This window comes from Achromobacter deleyi (assembly GCF_016127315.1).
In the GTDB taxonomy this organism is placed as follows: domain Bacteria; phylum Pseudomonadota; class Gammaproteobacteria; order Burkholderiales; family Burkholderiaceae_B; genus Achromobacter; species Achromobacter insuavis_A.
Window position 1 is genome coordinate 4,543,833 of sequence record NZ_CP065997.1, and the last position, 17,454, is coordinate 4,561,286.

The window sequence follows — 17,454 nt, forward strand, 5'->3', positions numbered from 1 at the left end:
GGCCGGGCTTTGCCGTCCCGTGCCGACGCGCCGTGAAGCCACGGATACCGAGCCATCGCCACGGCCCGGTATCCGTCGGGTATCGACGCCCCGCCAGCCGCCTAGAAGTCCACCGACGCAGACAGCATCACCGAGCGCGGCGATCCCAGGCGCAGATAGCCCTCGGACGCCGACGACCAGTAGTCCTTGCCGAACACGTTGTTGACCGTGGCGCGCAGCGTCACGGGATGGTCGAACGCGCGCGTCGCATAGCGCACGCCCAGGTCCCAGCGCGTCCAGCCCGGGATGCGCCGCGTGTTTTCCAGGTTCTGGTATTGCCAGCTGGTCGACAGCGCGCGGGCGCTCAGCGTCACCCCGGGCGCAAACGACGGATCCCATTCCATGCCGATGTTGGCCATCCAGCGCGGCACGCCCACGGCGCTGTTGCCTTCGGTGTCGGCGCTGGCGGTGCGCGTCATCTTCGGCTGGATGTACGTCACGCCGCCCAGCAGCCGCACGCCCGGCGCGAGTTCGCCGAACGCATTCAGCTCCACCCCGCGATTGCGTTGCTCGCCGCTGACGTCATAGCGCGTCACGCCGTCGCTGAACGTGGTCAGCCCGGCGGGCTGCTTGATCTGGAACAGGCCCAAGGTGGTCGTCACCGAGCCGAAGTCCACTTTCACGCCGGCCTCGACCTGCTTGGTCTTGATCGGCGCGAAGATCTCGCCCGCGTTGGACGTGCCGGCCGGGGCGATGGGGCCGGTGGTCAGGCCTTCGATGTAGTTGGCGTACAGCGAGACATGGTCCCACGGCTTGACCACCAGGCCGAACGCCGGCGTCACCGCCGACTTGTCGTAGTGCGAGGTCTCCTTGCCCGTCACATAGCTGTAGTTGGTGGCCTTCACCGTCTGGTGGCGCACGCCGGCGGTGAGCTGCACGCGGTCGTCGGCGAACGACAGCGTGTCGGCCAGCGCGATCGTGGGCAGCTTCAGCAGCGAGGTGCGCGGCGGCGAACTCGACAGGCCGTCGATGGACGGCTTGGGAATTTCCACCGGGTCGTAAAGGTTGGACGGCGACATGCCGAAGATGTAGTAGTCGTAATAGCCGGCGCGCTGCTCGAACGTGGAATAGCTCAGGCTCACCTCGTGCTTGACCGGCCCGGTATTGAAATTGCCGCGCGCGCCCCACACCGACGATGTGTTCTGCTCGAAGCTGGGCCAGTAATACGGCCGCATCAGCAGTTCGCCGCCCTGGCCGACCACGATGGGATCGGCGTACAGGTAGCGGTTCTCGCTGCGCCGGTAGCCCACGCCGCCGAACACCGTCAGTTGCGGGGTGATGTCGTATTCGGCGCGCAGCACGCCGTAGTTGTCGCGCGACCTGGAATAGCCCCAGTCCGGCGAATAGCCCTTTGACGCCTTGGGCGCGCGCGGCACCGGCAGGTTGTCGCCGAAGATCAGCACCCCGGAATCGCCCGGCGCGTCGATGTCATTGGTCTGGTGGCCCGCGTCCAGCGAAACGCGCAGCCGGTCGCCGCGGTAGTCCAGCGCCACCACGGCCGTGCCCAGTTGATTGAACTGGTTCTGCACCGCGGTGTCGCCATCGCGGTACGAGCCGTTGAAGCGGATGCCGAATTCGTTGTTCTCGCCAAAGCGCCGGCCCATGTCGATCATGCCGCCAAAACGCGAATCGGACTGGTAGGTCGCGGTCAGGCGCGTCAGGGGTTCGTCGCCGGCGCGCTTGGGCACCACGTTGATGCCGCCGCCGACGCTGCCGCGCGGGCTCATGCCGTTGAGCAGGGCGGTCGGGCCCTTCAGCACTTCCACCCGTTCCACCGCGTCCATCGCGATGGTCCGCAGCGGCAGCATGCCGTACAGGCCGTTGAACGACACGTCCTGGTTGCGCACCGGAAAGCCGCGGATCTGGAATTCGTCGCCGGTGCCGGCCACCGAGCCCTGGCCGTCGTTGACCGTGCGCACCGAGGCGTCATTGGCCAGCACGTCGGCGATGGAATTGGCTTGCTGGTTCCGGATCAGTTCGGACGTGTAGCTGGACAGGTTGAACGGCGTGTCCATCAGGTCGCGTTCCCCCAGCATCCCGACCCGGCCGCCGCGCGCCACCTGGCCGCCAGCGTAAGGCTCGGCCAATTGCGGGCGGCCCGTCACCTGCACCGGGGCCAGCGTGGTGACGGCGGGCCCCTGGCTGGGCGCGGTGACCGCATAGCCGCCGCCGGGCAGCGCCGCGCTGGACAGGCCCGTGCCGGCCAGCAATTGCGACAGGGCGTCCTGCACTGTCATCCGGCCCGCCACCGCCGGCGCGCGATGGCGGGCGGTGGCGGCGCCGCCCGCCATGATGGGCGTATTGGTCTGGCGCGACAACGCCGTCAGCGCCGTGTTCAGCGGTTGGGCGGGCAGATCGATGCTGTAGCGCGCGTCGGCCGGCGCCTGGGCGCGGGCGGGGCGGGCAGGGTGGCCAGCGGCAAGCCCGCCGCGCCGGCCAGCGCCAAGGCCAGCGACGAACGCAGGAACGCGGCGCCCATGCCGCGCGGGCCGCGGGCGCGGGCAGCTGCCCCGTGGGGCGTCTGCCGCCTGGCGGCGGCTGGCTGGCGAATCGGGCCCTGGTCCATACCAAATTGGTGCATTTCAACTCCGTCTATCGAGAGAATCGTCGCCCTGCTGGGCGGCCTATCGATACAGAAGACGGACGGGGCGCGGAAACGGAGACACCCCGAGCGAAAAAAATCAGCGCAGGCGCAATTCGACATCGCCGTTGGGACGGGTTGCCGCCTGCAGCGGCAGGATGGCCTCCAGCAATTGGGCGGCGTTGCCGGCGTCCGCGCTACGGAACCGGCCCGTCAACCGCAAGGCACTGACCGCCGGGTCGGCCGCTTTCAGGGGGTGATTCCGGAACGCGTTGATCGCGGGCAGGGCCTCGTCCAGTCGCTGGTTGTCGAACCACAACCAGCCGTTGCGCCACGCCGCCACGCTTTCCGGGTCGATGCGCCGCACGGCGTCGACCTCGCCATTGCGCCAGCTGACGGCCGCCGGCGCGCGCAGGTCCACGGTCGGACCGCCGCGCGACAGGGTGTACCAGCGCGCATCGCGCGGCGCCGGTTGAAAGCGGACATGGCCTTCTTCCACCGCGACCGATACCGGTCCGCCCCGGTCGCTGACCGTGAACACCGTGCCCACCACTTCGACGTCGCCGCCCCGGGTGCGCACCCGGAACGGCCGATCGGCGTCCGGCATCACCGTGAACAGGGCCTCACCATGGCTCAATTGCACCACCCGTTCGTGGCGGTAGAGGCTGACCGACAGCCGCGTCTGCGGACTCAGGTCGATGCGCGTCCCCAGCCCGCCGCCATCGGCCTGGTCGGGCACCTGGGCCTGCGACAGTTGGCCCGGGCCGGTCTCGTAGGACGCCTGATACAACGGCCGGCGCCAGGCCCAGCCCGTGCCCAGCAGGGCCGTACAGGCGCCCGCCGCGCCCAGCCCGAGCAGCGTGCGGCGTGACAGCCCGGGGGCCTTTGCGGCCGGGTTGTCTTCCTGGAAATGCTCGCGCATGTCCGGCGCCACCCTGGCCAGCAATTGCCAGCGCCGTTGGGCTTCCAGGTAGGCCAGTTCATGCACCGGCGCCCGCTGCCGCCAGGCCGTCAGCCGGGACGCCGCCTGGCGGGCGGCGCGCGCCGTGGCGATCTCGGACGTGGCGATCAGGCCTAGCGCATGCTCGACAAGCGTTTCGTCGGGGCCGTCCCGCATCATCTCAGTTGCCATCGTCCGTCACTGGTTCGGATGCCGCGGGTGCGCAGGCGCCGGCCGGCCCCAGGTCCAGGTGCAGATGGCGCAACGCGCGAGCGCAATCCAGGGTTCCGCGCACCAGGTGCTTGGCCACCGCCGCCTCGGTAATGCCCAGCTGCTGCGCGATTTCGGCGCGGCTGTAGCCATAGGCGCGGAACAGCACGAAGGCCTGCATCCGGCGCGGCGGCAGCGACGCCAGCACCGCGGCCACGCGCTCCACGATCTGGCGCTGCGACACCAGCTGCTCGGACGACGGCGCCGTCAGCTCCGCCTGCAGCGGCGCGTGCTCGCTCAACCAGGCCTGCGCCACCTTGCGGCGGCGCGCTTCATCGATGCAAAGATTGTGGGCAATGCGAAACAGCAGCCCGCGCGACGACTCCACGCCCGGGCTCTCGTCCGGACGGCGGCTCAGGCTGCTGGCGTAGGCGCGCTCGAAGCTGGACTGCGCGATATCCGCGGCGTCATCGGAATTGCGCAGCTGATAGGTCAGGTGCCGATACAGGTCCCGGTAGTGGCTGAGCAGCTCGTCGACGAACTCGCGCAGCGTCGTGGCTGGGGTGGTCCGCTTGGTGGCGTGGGGCGGGGAGGGCGCTGACATCGGGCAAGGAGAACGCCGCCCCGGCCAGCGGAGCGAGAAGGATTTTGTAAGAATGATTCGTATTATGGTTTGTTTGCGGGCGGTCGTGCAAGCGGGCGTTTACCCGGGTGGCGCGGCGCGGATCACGGGCAGCGTTCCCCGCCGTCAAATCCTTCCCGGCGTTTGAATTCCCCGGGGGCCAGGCCAAACGCCTTGCGAAAGGCGGTCGCGAAATGGCTTGGGTTGGAATACCCCAGGCCGAACGCCACCTCCATCACCGTGACCCCGCCCGCCAACAGGCGCCGTTGCGCCTCGCGCATGCGCTCCTGCTGGAACAGCCCATACACGCTATGCCCGAACAGTTCGCGGAACCCGCGCTTGATGCGGATGGCGCTGATGCCCGCCTCGGTGGCCAGTTGCGCCAGCGTGGGCGGGTGCGCCAGGTCGGCGAGCAGGTGATCGCGGGCCGCCAACAATTGCTGGCGGTGCGTCACGGTGCGGTTCGGCAGGCCCGTGCCCGCGCGGCCGGCTTGCAGGAACAGGCCCGCGAGCAACAGCGCCTGGCCTTCGTGGAGCAGGCGGATGCCGGCGATCGTGGCCGGGGCCGCCGGCGGCAGGTGTTTCAGTTCGCGGCTTACCGCATACGCCGCCTCGTGCAGCCTGGCGCCGCGATAGCCGCCCAGGAAGCAGGCGCCTGAATCCAATGACCGCTGCAGCGGGCGGTCCAGGTCGCCGATCCAGCCGCGCAACACGTCCGGACGTACGGCGATTGACACGCTCTCGCAGGGGCCATGCTGGTGGAAGCGGCCGCGCCGTCCGGGCGCGAAATACACGCTGCCCGACGTTTCGCGGGCGTGCTCGCCCTGATCCGCCGGGCCGCCTTCCGTCCAGCAACGGGTCAGGCCCCGCAACTGATAGGTAAACACCACGCGGTCGCCGCCCTGCGTATCGATCGACACCGGTTGCCTGAAGGCGCTTTGCCAATAGCAGAGCTCGACGCCGTCGCCCGCGGCCACCGAGATCAGCGTGTGGCGCTGCCGCGCCAGATGCGGCGCAAGGCGGACCGGGTCGAACATGGCCGAGGCCGGTAGGGCGCAAGCAGCAGGCGCGGCGGGGAATCGCTGGGGCATGGTGCGATGGCGAGCCGATACGGGTGGAACGAACCCGATTCAGGTGTGGAAGGGAACGAGACGCAACATCCAATGAGGCTGCTTGAAACCTTCGCCGGCGCGCGTCCGAACAATGGCCGGATGGCGCGGCGAGGCATTTCCTTCAACCCACCGGATTGAGCCCATGATCTTCCATTTCCGTTCCCGATGCGCATCGCCCCGGCTTCTGACAGTCGGATTTCATTTACTGGTGCTGGCTTGGGCCCAACCGGGCGCCGCGCAATCGGTCAATGCGGATAAGGCCGCCACGTTGCCCGCCATCGAGGTCGACGGTCTGCCGCAGGACGAAGGCCTCGTGCCCCAGCGCGCGAGCGCGGCGATGCGCGCCGGCGTGCCGTTGGTCGAGACGCCGCAGTCCATCTCCGTCGTCACGCGGGCGCAAATGGACGCGCAAGACGTCCATTCCGTCAATGAAGCCTTCCGCTACGCGCCCGGCATCGCCACGGAAGCCTGGGGCGGCGTCGGCGCGTATGACGAACTCACCATCCGTGGTTTCACGTCGACCAACGATATGGTCGACACTTTTCTGGACGGCTTGCGCATGGGCGAGGGCCTGGTCTTCGGGTCGCAGCAGATCGACGCTTTTCTGCTCGAACGCATGGAGGTTCTGCGCGGTCCGGCATCGGTGTTGTATGGCAGGGCCAATCCCGGCGGGGTGGTGGTCCTGACCAGCAAGTTGCCGCGCGAGCAGGCCATCCGGCGGGTCGAGCTGGAGGGGGGATCGTATGGCAACCGGCGCGCTTCCTTCGACCTGGGCGGCGCGGCCGATGCGAGCGGCACGCTGCTGTTTCGCGTCGTCGGCACGGCCATGAACAGCGACGGCCACATGGACGGCGCGCCGGTTCGTCGCCGCGCGGTCGCGCCGTCGTTGACCTGGCAACCGAGCGCGGCCACCCGCTTTACGTTGTACGCGCATTATCAGGGGGACCCCCAGTCCGGCATGATCGGTTCGCTGCCCGCGCAGGGCACGATGCTACCCAACCCGCACGGTCGGCTGCCAATGCGCTTGAACACGGGCGAGCCTTCGTATGATCGCTTCTCCCGCTCCCAGCGCGCGGCGGGCTATCAATTCGACCAGCGTCTGGCCGGCGACTGGTCGCTGTCGCTGAACGGCCGCTACGCCGATATCGACGTGCAGTACGCCGCCGTGCGCATGACAGGCTTGCGGCCGGACCTGCGCACCATCGATCGCTACGCCAACGCGTCGGACGAACGCTATAACACCCTCGCGCTCGATAACCAGGTGCGCGGACGCTTCGCCACCGGTGTCTTGCAACACGAACTGCTGGCCGGCATAAGCTGGGAACAACTGCGGGGTCGTGGCGACTTCAGAAAGGGCAAGCCCCCGTCGCTGGACATCCCGTCGCTGGACATCTTCGAACCGGTGTACGGGATGCCCATCCCCGCCGCCTTGCCCGTGGGCATGGACAATCGCGTGCGCTCGACGCAGATGGGCTTCTACCTGCAAGACCAGTTGTCGTTCGGCGGTTGGCACACCATGCTCGGCCTGCGGCATGACCGCTCCACCATCGACACCGTGGACTTTCGTTGGCGCAACGACTTTACGCAGCATGATCGCGCCACCACCGGCCGGATCGGCACGCTCTATCGTTTCGAGAACGGCCTGGCGCCCTATGCCACCTACGCCCAGTCGTTCCAGCCCATCAATCAACTATCGGCCCGCGGCACGCCGTTCCAGCCCAGCCGGGGTGAACTGTTCGAGGCGGGCCTCAAATACCAGCCTCTGGACTGGGACGCGCTGTTCACCGCCGCCCTCTACGACCTGACGCAGGCCAATGTGCTCATCCCCGACCCCGCCAATCCATGGCAGCGTATCCAGGAAGGCGAGATGCGTTCTCGCGGCCTGGAACTGGAAGCGCGTGCTCGCCTCGCCGCGCAATGGAGCGTGATCGCCGCCTACACTTGGCAGCAGGTCGAATACACCAAGGGCAGTGCGGATATCGTCGGCAAGCGGCCCGTGCGCGTGCCGGCGCAATTCGGCGGCGTCTGGCTGGCGTGGGATGCGCCGTCGGGCCTGGGCGCGGCGCTGGGCGCGCGCTACCACGGCGGTACCGCCGGCGGCATGCAAGTGGAGGAATTCCGCACGCCGTCATTCACGCTGCTCGATGCGCAACTGCACTACGACTTCGGGCGGCAATCGCCGTCCATGAAGGGCGCGAGGCTGCAACTCAACGTTGCCAACCTGACCAACAAGCGTCATGTGGCGGGCTGCTATGACCTGGGCACGGGTTGCTTCCCGGGGCTGGGACGACAGGTGAATCTGACCTTGGCGTATCAGTGGTAGCGGGACGGAGTCGGCATTGCGAGGCGATGCTGGCGCGTCATGCGCCCGCCGCCCCGCGTTTGAATTCCCCCGGCCCCACGCCAAACTCCTTCCGGAACGCCGCCGCGAAGTGGCTGGGATTCGAATACCCCAGGTCGAACGCCACCTCCATCACTGTCACCTTGCCCGCCCGCAGCCGCTGCTGCGCCTCGCGCATCCGCGTCTGCTGGAACAGGCCATAGACACTGTGGCCGAACAGCTCGCGGAACCCGCGCTTGATGCGCATGGCGCTCAAGCCCGTCTCCGCGGCCATCTGCGCCAGCGTGGGCGGGTGGGCGAGGTCGGCCAGCAGATAGTCGCGCGCCGCCATCAGGCGTTGCCGTTGCGGCGTGGCGGCATTGGCGCGGCGCAGGTCCGCGTGGCCGGTTTCGAGAAACAGGCCGGTGAGCATCATGGCCTGCGCTTCGCGGATCAGCCGCGCGCCGGGCGTGTCGCAGGCGGGCGTGCGCAGGTGCTTCAACTCGCGGCTGATGGCGAGCGCGGCTTGATGCAGCTTCTCGCCGCGGTAGCCGGTGCGAAAGCAGCTGCCGGAGTCCAGTGAGCGCCGCAGCGGCGCGTCCTCTTCGTCCTCGATCCACGTGCGCAGCACGTCCGGCCGCAGCGCAACGGTCAGACTCTCGCACACCCCCTGTTGGACAAAGCGTCCGCGACGATCCGGCGTGTAGTACACGCAGCCGGACGTTTCCCTGACGGCCTCGCCCTGGCCGGCGACGCTGCCTTCCAGCCAGCAATCGGTATCGCCGCGCAGTTGATACGACAGCAATACACGGCCGCCGTCGTCACGCGTGTGCACGGTGAACGGCTGCTCGAACGCGCTTTGCCAGTGGCACAGCTCGATGCCTTCCGCCACTTGCACGTAGACCAACCGGTGCCGTTGTCCCGGCAGGAAGTGCGCCAGGAAGTCCGTGTCGAACATCGAGGACGTGGGCAAGTCGGGCAGGGCGGAAGGGGCGGCGTGGCGCGGCATGTCGGGGTGGGTCTTCATAAAGCGGTGCCGGGGAACCGTTTCGGGGGCTGCGCCCCGATCCGGGTAGTTAAAGGAATGAGACGCAATATTAAATGGAGCGGCTTCAAAGCAATGTCCATACATCGCGCCGGCGACACGCGCCGGGTCTCGGGATGCATGCCATCAAACAAACGGACCACGCTCATGATCTTCCAATCCCGCGCCAGATGCGCATCGCCCCGGGTTCTTACTGTCGGATTTCATTTGCTGCTGCTGGCCTGGGCCCAGCCGGGCGCAGTGCAGGCGGCCGAGCCGGGCAAGACCGGGAACGCGCCCACCTTGCCGTCCGTCGAGGTCGTCGGCATTGCGCAGGACGACGGCGTGGTGCCGCGCCGCTCCAGTTCCGCCACGCGCACCGACACGCCCCTGATCGAGACGCCGCAGTCCCTCTCGGTGGTCACCCGCGAGCAGATGGACGCGCGCAACGTGCGCTCGGTCAACGAGGCCTTCCGCTACGCGCCCGGCGTCGCTACCGAATCCTGGGGCGCCGTCACCGCCTATGACGACATGAGCATCCGCGGCTTCACCACGGACAACGGCCCCGTCGACACCTTCCTGGACGGCATGCGCCTGAGCCGCGGCATCGTCTTCGGCGGCCAGCAGGTCGATCCCTTCCTGCTCGAACGCATGGAAGTGCTGCGCGGCCCCGCCTCGGTGCTGTACGGCACCTCCACGCCCGGCGGCGTCATCGCCCTGACCAGCAAGCTGCCGCGCGAAGACGCCGTGCGCCTCATCGAACTGGAAGGCGGCACCAGCCGTTACCGTCGCGGTTCGTTCGACCTGGGTGGCAAGGCCGACGAACGCGGCACGCTGCTGTTCCGGGTCGTCGGCACCGCCATGAACAGCGACGGCCAGCTGGACGGCACCTGGCTGCGCCGCCGCGCGGTCGCGCCCTCGCTCACCTGGCAACCCAGCGCCGCCACCCGCTTCACGCTGTACGCGCGCTACCAGGACGATCCCGGCCTGGGCATGATCTCGTCGGTGCCGGGCATCGGCAGCGTACTGCCCAACCCCCATGGCCAACTGCCGCCCCGCTTCAACGTGGGCGAGCCGGGCTACGACACGTTCGCGCGCACCATCCGCGCTGTGGGCTACCAGTTCGACCAGAAGCTGGCGGACGACTGGTCGATGAGCCTGAACGGCCGCTACACCCGCGTCGACAGCGACTATGACGCCGTGGTCCTGGCCGCCTTGCAGCCGGACCTGCGCACCATCGACCGCCAGGTGCTGGGTTCCACCGAACGCTACAACAGCGTCACCCTGGACAACCAGCTGAAAGGGCGCTTCGCCACCGGCGCCGCGCGCCATGAACTGCTGGCCGGCCTGGTGTGGGAACAGATGCGCGGCGACGGCGACTACCGCACGACCTACAACGGCACCAAGCTGGACCTCTACAATCCCGTCTACAGCGCGCCGCAGCCCGTCCCGCCCACGGTCATGGACAAGGGCATGCGCTCGACGCTGACCGGTCTTTACGTGCAGGACCAGATCGCGCTGGGCAACTGGCACACCACCATCGGCGTGCGCCAGGATTGGTCGACCATCGACGCCACCGACAGGCTATGGCACAGCGGCTTCACGCAGAAGGACCAGGCCACCACCGTGCGCGTCGGCACGCTGTATCGCTTCGGCAATGGCCTGGCGCCGTATGCGACCTACGCGCAATCCTTCGAGCCCGTGAACAGCCTGCCCGCCAGCGGCGAGCCGTTCAAGCCGACCCGGGGCGAGCTGTTCGAGACCGGCCTCAAGTACCAGCCGGAGAACTGGGACGCCCTGTTCTCCGCGGCGATCTACCACCTGACCCAGACCAACGTGCTGAGCGCCGACCCCGCCAACCCGCGCCTATCCGTGCAGTCGGGCGAAGTCCGCTCGCGCGGGCTGGAACTGGAAGCGCATGCGCGGCTGTCACCGCAGTGGAGCGTGATCGCGGCGTATACCTGGCAGAACGTCGAATACACCAAGGGCAATGCCAACGAAGTGGGCAGGACCCCGTCGCGCGTGCCGACGCGCTTTGGCGGCGTCTGGCTGGCGTGGGATGCGTCCTCCGGCCTGGGCGCGGCGCTTGGAGTGCGGCATAACGGCGGAAGCTGGGGCGGATACAAGACGCTGCAGGATTTCCGCGTGCCGGGATACACCTTGGTGGATGCGCAACTGCATTACGACCTGGGGCGGCAGGTGCCCAGCTTGAAAGGGACGAAGGTGCAGTTGAATGTGTCGAACTTGACGGACAAGCGGTATAGCGGGGGATGCTATGACCTGGATAACGGCTGCTTCGCGGGGGCGGGGAGGGTGGTCAGTTTGAAGGTGGGGTATCAGTGGTGAGACGGGCGGATTGATGGTTGGGGGCGGGCGCGTCGGTGGGCGGCCCGCATCCTCGGCTATTGAATCCATGACGCAGGGGCGTGCGCTCATGCAGCTACGTCGTTGCCGCGATGTTGGAATGCCGTAGGTTGGTTTTCAGCTTGGCTTCCAGTACACCCAGGCCGATATTGCCGCAGCCCACCAGGGTCAGGTCTTGCAGGCCGGGCAGCGCCTCCAGGGTATTGATATCGGTGATCCGCTTGCAATACTGAATATTCAGTTGCTCCAGTGCCGGAAGGGCGGCAATCGGGCCAATGGTTTCCAACAGGCTTTGATTCTTGAGTCGCAGCGACCGTAGTCCGGAAAGCTGTTCAATCCCCGCCAGCGTTTTCAACGAGCGTCCCGCCATCAGCCCCAGCGATAACAGGGGCAACGCCGCGATGCGCGCAAACAGCGATTCATCGAACGGCACGTTGAACAGATTCAATTCTTGCAGCGGCAGTCGCAAGGCCTGATCGAGCAGTTTTCCCGCCTTGTCCGGCAACATCGATAGCGACTTCAGCGCCGGAAAATCCTCCGCCTTGAATCGCATCGGAACGTTGACCTCCAGCGATTCCAATTGCGGCATCGGCCCCGCCGACCAGGTATATGACCCCGGGCAATCGAAAATCGACAGATGCCGCAGGCTGGCCGGCAGCATCTCGGCGCGAAGGTTCTTGACCACCGAGACCTGGATATTGCCGGGTCCGATGGACAGATGCGTCAGAGACGGCAGCCGGGCGATCAGTTCCGGCAATTCCTGCACCGGATCCAGGGGCGGCGCCCATAGATGGACGTATTCGATTGCCGCTAGCGTGGCCGCGTCGGGCGGCGCGTCGTAGAACAGGATTTGATCCGAGCCATGCGCCTGCGCGGCCTGCCGGCTGTGCATCAACAGCCATCGCTTGTCGCGGCCGGATTGGGGCGTTGAAAACGGGATCAGCGACATGCGGGCTCCGGAATCATGGGGTCTGTCAGCAGGGCGGGCGCGGCGACGGCGGGCCGGACATTCTCGAAGGGTAGAACAATAAAGCAGAACGGCAATTCCGCGCGAGCCGGATTGCCGTTCTGCTTTGATGAGGCCGTAAAGGCCAATTCCGCTCTTCACCAAGACTTATGCGGCTGGCCCCGGCGCCTGACACTATTTTTTACCCCATTCCCAGGCTGTGGCCGCCATCCTCACCGGTACACTAGCGTTATTCCCCAAGGAGCCATATGTCGATTCAAACGTTGGGCCGTTACGGTATCGTGCTATTTCTCGCTGCGTTGAGCTCGGGCTGTTCTTCAATCATCGGCGAGTGCGGCTTGGTTCGCAGTAGCTGCATGTATGACGGGAAATACGAACAGGGCGAGGAAGACTACGCGGAGGCCGAGGCAAAGCGGCTGAACAAGCAGTCGACGGATCGGTTGCGTCGAAGCTCTGGGGATTGAATCCAGACGACGTCCTGCCATTGCGCTCAGGAAGTCGTCACAGGTTCCGGCAGGAAAAGCCGATCCTGCAACTCCTGCAGCCTAATCCGATTCAGCATCTCCGTCAGCCGTTGCGCCGGCTTCCTGCGCGGCAGATCCTTGTACCGCGCGATGATGATGAGTTCATTCTTCATCGAATGCTTCCATCCCACCAGCTCCGTCACGCTGACCTGGTACCCATGTGCATCCAGCTGCAGGCACCGCAGCACGTTCGTGAATCAGCGTCACGTGCACGAAACTGCGGAACGGCCCGTCCACGTTGCCGAAATACATATTCCCCGTGAACGCCACCACGCTTTGCGCATGCAATTGACGCGCGCCCACGTGGTCGCCTAGCGAATAACTGATGAAATTCGCGAACCGACCCAGCGCCTCGCCGTGTTCCAGGGGCCATAGATCGCGCTGCAGGAACGATTCGAAGGTCTGGCGATGGGCGACCTGCACCGCCTGCATTTCTTCGGGTTGCGGAAAATCGCTCAGCTCTTCCTACACGCCCATCCAGCGGATCGCGATGCGCTATGGCTTCGTCAGCGTCTCGCGCAGCGGGCCGCTGGCCAGGCCGTCGATATCCTCATAACTGCCGCCCCAACGCGGTTGCAGATACTGCGCATACGCGGTCAGCGTCTCCATGTGGCCGGGGCGCAATTCCAGTGCGCGCAGCAGCCAATAATCCTTGCCCTGGTCCATTTCATGCTCGGCGCGCGGCGCGAGCCAGGCCGGCAGGGCCTGCGGCGCCTGATCCGGCTGCAGGCGCGGCACGCCGTATTCCGCCAGATGCGCCAGCGCGGCGTCCATCAGACCGGGTTCCTCGATGTCGTCGTGGGTAATGGTTTCCGGGGGATTGCCTTCGAACAGCTGGCGCAGCCAATACGGCTCTTTGAAATGTGCGGCCATTTGCATCAGGGTCACGCAGGCCGCAACGGGACGCGGCGAAAGCGTCATGGCTTTCAACAGCGCGGCGGCGGCGGTTTCGCAGGCCAGGGCGGCGCCGATCCAGCGGTCCTGCGTCACGCTGTCTGCCCAGCCAAAGCCGCGGATATCCGCGGCGCGGCCGAAGCAGAAGTTACCCAAGACCAGATGGGCGTGGTAGGAGTCGGGGCAGGCGGCGATCCAGGCCTGGAGGAAGTCGGCGGCTTGCGGGTAGGGGACGGTGCTGTGGTCGAAGAGGGTGCCGGAGAGGACGGCTTCGGAATAAGAGGATATTTGCGCGTCGGGAGCGGACCAGTCTTGTTGCTCTAGATCGGTGTAAGAGGCGTCGAGTTTGTGAAATGCGTGGAATTGGACTAGGGCGCGCAGGTCGTTGAGAGCATTGGTGGGAGTCGGCAAGGTGGCACCTGATGCCTATGGAAAAGGGAGAAATGATTTCATTCTCGAAAATGCGAGACGATATTTCGCAATGAGAACATCACTTCAGACGTGAGACAATTTACAAATCTTGGTTTCTAAAAGTAATATAGCCAGCTTGTATTGCTTAGAAGGACCAAGGCCATGCTGAGGAGCGCGTGACCTCTCAGGCCGGAGAACATTCATTGCTTAGTAGCAACCCTGCGGTGATGTTTGGTTCATTTTTCAAAGTGACATGTTGGAGATTTTCAGATGAAGGGTGTTGAGAAGGATATGACAAGTGTTGCAAGCATACTCGAATCGGTTGGAGAGCTTGCGTTGCGGGCGGGAGTTTCATTGCATAGAGCTTTCACGGCGTGGTACGGAATTAACCTACACGATCAGGATGAAGATGACGCGTTGAGTTCGGCGGCTATGGATGGAGGGAATGATCAAGGTATTGATCTAGTTTTTGCTGATGATTCGACGCGGACTATCTACGTTATTCAAGGACATTGCGGTGAGAATCATGCGAAAGTTACTCCGAAATCAAAATGGAGTGACGTGCTTGCCGCTATTCCTTTTTTCGAAGATACAGAGGCACTACGTAAGTTGGGAAGGCGAGAACTGGCGGATCAAATTGATTCTGTCAAGAAAGATGCGGTTGGCTATGCAATTGCATTTGGCTTGGTAAGCCTCGCAAAGAGGAATGCTGCTATTTCCAAGACAGTCGATACAACCAGAAAATCCAAGACTTTTGATAGATATCAGTATTTCTATTTAGCACAGGAGGAGGTGCGAGAGCAATATCAGGCCCTTATCGAATCCGAGCGAGGAATTGCGGAGGATGTGCTGACTTTCTCCGGCGAGTTTATTCAAGATTCCGGAGAATATGGTAGGGCCTGGATCGGTAATGTCTCGGCGAAAGAGCTAATTCGTTTACATAAAACATATTCAAATCAGTTGTTTGCTGGAAATGTCCGCCTTTTTTTAGGTACGAGAAAAGGAGGGATCAATGAACAAATAATAAAAACGGCTAGTGAAACTCCTGGATTGTTTTGGGCTCTCAATAACGGAGTTTCCATAATCGCAGATACCGCCACCCCGGTGAAAAGGAAAAAAAACGCATTGGCATTACGGAGGTTTAGCGTAGTAAATGGATGCCAGACTACCAACGCGCTGAGTCAAGCCGATGCTCAAGAAAACTGCAAGGTGCTCGTCCGCGTTATTGCTGCAAAGGATGCGGTAAAGAACGACGTAGTGAGATTCAATAATTCGCAAAATGCTATAAAAATATGGACCGTTCGTGCAGTCGATGGTACTCAAGAACGTTTGCGGAGAGAGTTGGGCGCGATAGGGCTGGATTATGCTCCTAAGCAATCGGGCAGCCGGCGGCAGAGAAATAAATCAAAAATCATTGAGCTAGATCGGCTCGCTCAGTATCTTGCTGCTCAACGGAGCGAGTTCTTGATTCAGGCAATTGACAATAAGGCCGAACTGTTTGATCAACCATATGCTCAACTTTTTTACCCACAGATTTCGGCCGCAGATGTCCTTTTGACATGGCAACTGGGGAATGTGTGTGAAGAAAAGCGAGTGGAACAATTGCAGGCATTGGGGAAAGAAGATCAGTCAACGGGACTCTTGGCGGTGACCGCAACATTTTGGATTATTTTTACCGCTTATAAGATTATTTCCAGGATGTCCGATGTGCATTCTTCCCATATAACTATGGATAGAATTAAAACCGATGCTTTTCGAGGGGCTCTTGCGAAAATCGCTGATGCCGCAATAGAGATCTATTATTTACAAGCAATCGATACGTATCAGGGCGGGAGAAAAGAGTTTGGAACATTTAAGTCGACTCTTCGCTCCACGAGATTTTTGCAGCAGATTGAGCCGAAGATAGATTTTAAAGTATCACAGTTGTCGATGGCGAAAAGCAATAGGCCTCCGGTTCTTGAAAATGTGGCCAGAAATATAAAAATTTAATCGCATGTCAAATTTTTTCCTAATTTAATCTTATTAGAATTAAATTATGTTGATGGGATTCGGTTGTCCGGCTGAGTCCCTCTTTTTTATCGAATTTCTGAAGATCATCCCTTCATGTGCCGGCTTTATGATTTGTAGGCGGGTGGGATGTATACCTGCTTATTGGAGATTAATTGATGATTTCGGCGTACTGCCCAGTGTTGAGAGCGTGTGGCGAGAACTCTCCCCAGTGGTATCGGCAATTTCATAGCACCTTTTACATGTCTCAATTGGTGAGTCAGGTGTTGTCGGCTTATGTTGATAATGGAATTGAAGATGAAAAAGAAGATGTCATTAAATGCCTGAAGGATGAGTTGGTTTCGTCGAAAGTAATAAGGGTGGTTGAAAACGGGAAAATTTCGATTTTAAAAGAGAATGAGCTTAGATCTAGGCATGTGGAGGACGTGATTGATCAGGTGGTGGAGCGTGTTTTAAAGCCGAATCAGCGTGAATTAGATGTATGTCTGTTGGGTATGGGTCTAGAGAGGAGTTTTTTTCATGAGAAATTAATATCTGTAGATCGGAATCTGTTGCTCGAGTCAACGACTTCCAAAAATTGGTATGAGCTCGTAAGTCGCCTGTTGAATGTGTGGGAATTCATTTTCCTATATGGAGCCTTTGAGTCGGCTTTTAAGAATATTCTGATGAAGCAAGGTCAAACTCGGGAAGAGGACTTGGTTGGATCTATTGTTGAAATGTTTCCCGATGTTTTGCAGCTATCAGGTATCCAGAAGGCGGATTATGAAAAAATTTGGTATTTTTACACTGAGCTAAGAAATGTCTATGTTCATAATCATGGATGTATAAATTCAAGAATAAAATCCAACTTAGGTGGCAAGCTCAATGAATTAAAAAAAGCAATCTTAAGCATTCATGAAGAATCTGTTTTGGTTACGGATTTGGATGAAATTTTAAAGAAAGATAAAATTAAAGATGAAAAGTTCTACTTTCTTGGTGATTCGGAATTGAACATTTTTAGGAATGTCATGGTTAAATTTATTGAGTGTCTTGAATCGTGCGTTATCGATTCTGGAGAAATTGCGCAGTAGATTGCCAGTCGTGGCGGGGGGCGGGCTCTTGGGTAAAGTGTTCGAAGTCGCCGAACCAGCTTGGTTGTCATTGGGTTATTGGTCCTGGCGGTCGGGGATGTGCAAGTCTTTCATCGCCCCCATCCAGTACACTTCCCCGACAACCAAAGAGCCCCATGTCGATTCAAACCCTAGGCCGTTGCGGTGTCGTCCTGTTTCTCGCTGCACTCACTTCCGGCTGTTCCCTGACCAACGAATGCCGCTGGAACCGCAGCAGCTGCATGTATGACGGCAAGTATGAACCTGGCGAAGAAGACTACGCGGAATCCGAGGCGAAGCGCCTGAACAAGGCCTCGACCGATCGGTTGCGCAGAAGCTCGGGTGATTGAG

Annotated in this window: 14 protein-coding genes and 1 pseudogene; 5 read left to right on the forward strand and 10 right to left on the reverse strand. The window is 62.3% G+C overall.

Annotated elements, in window-relative coordinates; all coding sequences use genetic code 11:
* Nucleotides 1–101: 101 nt before the first annotated feature.
* The 5 genes from I6I07_RS20675 to I6I07_RS20695 form a co-directional block, all read right to left on the reverse strand.
* Complete coding sequence (locus tag I6I07_RS20675; protein ID WP_198483507.1) at nt 102–2,357, reverse strand: TonB-dependent receptor; 2,256 nt, start codon at nt 2,355–2,357, stop codon at nt 102–104.
* Nucleotides 2,358–2,374: 17 nt separating this feature from the next.
* The gene (locus I6I07_RS20680; RefSeq protein ID WP_198483508.1) at nt 2,375–2,620 is read right to left on the reverse strand and encodes a hypothetical protein; all 246 of its coding nucleotides are present in this window, start codon (nt 2,618–2,620) and stop codon (nt 2,375–2,377) included.
* Nucleotides 2,621–2,720: 100 nt separating this feature from the next.
* Complete coding sequence (locus tag I6I07_RS20685; RefSeq protein WP_082380564.1) at nt 2,721–3,752, reverse strand: FecR family protein; 1,032 nt, start codon at nt 3,750–3,752, stop codon at nt 2,721–2,723.
* Nucleotides 3,742–4,374: an RNA polymerase sigma factor gene (locus I6I07_RS20690; RefSeq protein ID WP_232625671.1), complete on the reverse strand. Its 633-nt coding sequence runs from the start codon at nt 4,372–4,374 to the stop codon at nt 3,742–3,744. Before I6I07_RS20690 ends, I6I07_RS20685 begins: the two co-directional genes overlap by 11 nt.
* 122 nt (nt 4,375–4,496) lie before the next feature.
* Complete coding sequence (locus I6I07_RS20695) at nt 4,497–5,429, reverse strand: helix-turn-helix transcriptional regulator (protein ID WP_054478116.1); 933 nt, start codon at nt 5,427–5,429, stop codon at nt 4,497–4,499.
* 217 nt (nt 5,430–5,646) lie between these two features.
* On the opposite strand from I6I07_RS20695, the gene I6I07_RS20700 reads away from it, so the two are divergent.
* A complete protein-coding gene (locus I6I07_RS20700; protein WP_198483509.1) occupies nt 5,647–7,827 on the forward strand; it encodes a TonB-dependent siderophore receptor in 2,181 nt (726 codons plus the stop codon).
* A gap of 37 nt (nt 7,828–7,864) precedes the next feature.
* Here the strand turns inward: I6I07_RS20700 and I6I07_RS20705 are convergent, their stop codons facing one another.
* On the reverse strand, nt 7,865–8,851 hold the full coding sequence (locus tag I6I07_RS20705) for a helix-turn-helix transcriptional regulator (RefSeq protein WP_198483510.1): 987 nt from the start codon (nt 8,849–8,851) through the stop codon (nt 7,865–7,867).
* 225 nt (nt 8,852–9,076) lie between these two features.
* On the opposite strand from I6I07_RS20705, the gene I6I07_RS20710 reads away from it, so the two are divergent.
* Complete coding sequence (locus I6I07_RS20710) at nt 9,077–11,194, forward strand: TonB-dependent siderophore receptor (protein WP_198483511.1); 2,118 nt, start codon at nt 9,077–9,079, stop codon at nt 11,192–11,194.
* A 94-nt stretch (nt 11,195–11,288) separates the two neighbouring features.
* On the opposite strand, the gene I6I07_RS20715 is transcribed toward I6I07_RS20710, so the two are convergent.
* The 4 genes and pseudogenes from I6I07_RS20715 to I6I07_RS20725 form a co-directional block, all read right to left on the reverse strand.
* A complete protein-coding gene (locus tag I6I07_RS20715; protein ID WP_198483512.1) occupies nt 11,289–12,161 on the reverse strand; it encodes a leucine-rich repeat domain-containing protein in 873 nt (290 codons plus the stop codon).
* A 508-nt stretch (nt 12,162–12,669) separates the two neighbouring features.
* Nucleotides 12,670–12,897, reverse strand: a pseudogene (locus I6I07_RS20720) (SAM-dependent methyltransferase); the annotation flags it as partial.
* Complete coding sequence (locus tag I6I07_RS31735; RefSeq protein WP_232625672.1) at nt 12,806–13,135, reverse strand: hypothetical protein; 330 nt, start codon at nt 13,133–13,135, stop codon at nt 12,806–12,808. The gene I6I07_RS31735 and the pseudogene I6I07_RS20720, both read right to left, overlap by 92 nt.
* 63 nt (nt 13,136–13,198) lie before the next feature.
* Nucleotides 13,199–14,008, reverse strand: coding sequence for a DUF4034 domain-containing protein (locus I6I07_RS20725; RefSeq protein WP_232625673.1), 810 nt, complete (start codon nt 14,006–14,008; stop codon nt 13,199–13,201).
* Between the two features lie 270 nt (nt 14,009–14,278).
* Here I6I07_RS20725 and I6I07_RS20730 point away from each other — a divergent pair, with 270 nt between their 5' ends.
* The 3 genes from I6I07_RS20730 (at nt 14,279) to I6I07_RS20740 (ending at nt 17,453) form a co-directional block, all read left to right on the forward strand.
* On the forward strand, nt 14,279–15,997 hold the full coding sequence (locus I6I07_RS20730; protein WP_198483513.1) for an AIPR family protein: 1,719 nt from the start codon (nt 14,279–14,281) through the stop codon (nt 15,995–15,997).
* A 260-nt stretch (nt 15,998–16,257) separates the two neighbouring features.
* Nucleotides 16,258–17,085, forward strand: a complete 828-nt coding sequence (locus I6I07_RS20735) for a hypothetical protein (protein WP_198483514.1) — start codon at nt 16,258–16,260, stop codon at nt 17,083–17,085.
* A gap of 155 nt (nt 17,086–17,240) precedes the next feature.
* Nucleotides 17,241–17,453 carry a hypothetical protein gene (locus I6I07_RS20740; protein ID WP_054415713.1) on the forward strand — a complete coding sequence of 71 codons (213 nt, stop codon included), beginning with the start codon at nt 17,241–17,243 and terminating at the stop codon, nt 17,451–17,453.
* Nucleotide 17,454: the final 1 nt, after the last annotated feature.

Excerpts from the sequence above, each read along its gene's own strand:
- I6I07_RS20685 (WP_082380564.1), bottom strand. The coding sequence starts at position 3,752 with ATGGCAACTGAGATGATGCGGGACGGCCCCGACGAAACGCTTGTCGAG.
- I6I07_RS20690 (WP_232625671.1), bottom strand. The coding sequence starts at position 4,374 with ATGTCAGCGCCCTCCCCGCCCCACGCCACCAAGCGGACCACCCCAGCC.
- I6I07_RS20700 (WP_198483509.1), top strand. The coding sequence starts at position 5,647 with ATGATCTTCCATTTCCGTTCCCGATGCGCATCGCCCCGGCTTCTGACA.
- I6I07_RS31735 (WP_232625672.1), bottom strand. The coding sequence starts at position 13,135 with ATGCAGGCGGTGCAGGTCGCCCATCGCCAGACCTTCGAATCGTTCCTG.
- I6I07_RS20715 (WP_198483512.1), bottom strand. The coding sequence starts at position 12,161 with ATGTCGCTGATCCCGTTTTCAACGCCCCAATCCGGCCGCGACAAGCGA.
- I6I07_RS20695 (WP_054478116.1), bottom strand. The coding sequence starts at position 5,429 with ATGTTCGACCCGGTCCGCCTTGCGCCGCATCTGGCGCGGCAGCGCCAC.
- I6I07_RS20740 (WP_054415713.1), top strand. The coding sequence starts at position 17,241 with ATGTCGATTCAAACCCTAGGCCGTTGCGGTGTCGTCCTGTTTCTCGCT.
- I6I07_RS20680 (WP_198483508.1), bottom strand. The coding sequence starts at position 2,620 with ATGCACCAATTTGGTATGGACCAGGGCCCGATTCGCCAGCCAGCCGCC.
- I6I07_RS20705 (WP_198483510.1), bottom strand. The coding sequence starts at position 8,851 with ATGAAGACCCACCCCGACATGCCGCGCCACGCCGCCCCTTCCGCCCTG.
- I6I07_RS20730 (WP_198483513.1), top strand. The coding sequence starts at position 14,279 with ATGAAGGGTGTTGAGAAGGATATGACAAGTGTTGCAAGCATACTCGAA.
- I6I07_RS20735 (WP_198483514.1), top strand. The coding sequence starts at position 16,258 with ATGTCTCAATTGGTGAGTCAGGTGTTGTCGGCTTATGTTGATAATGGA.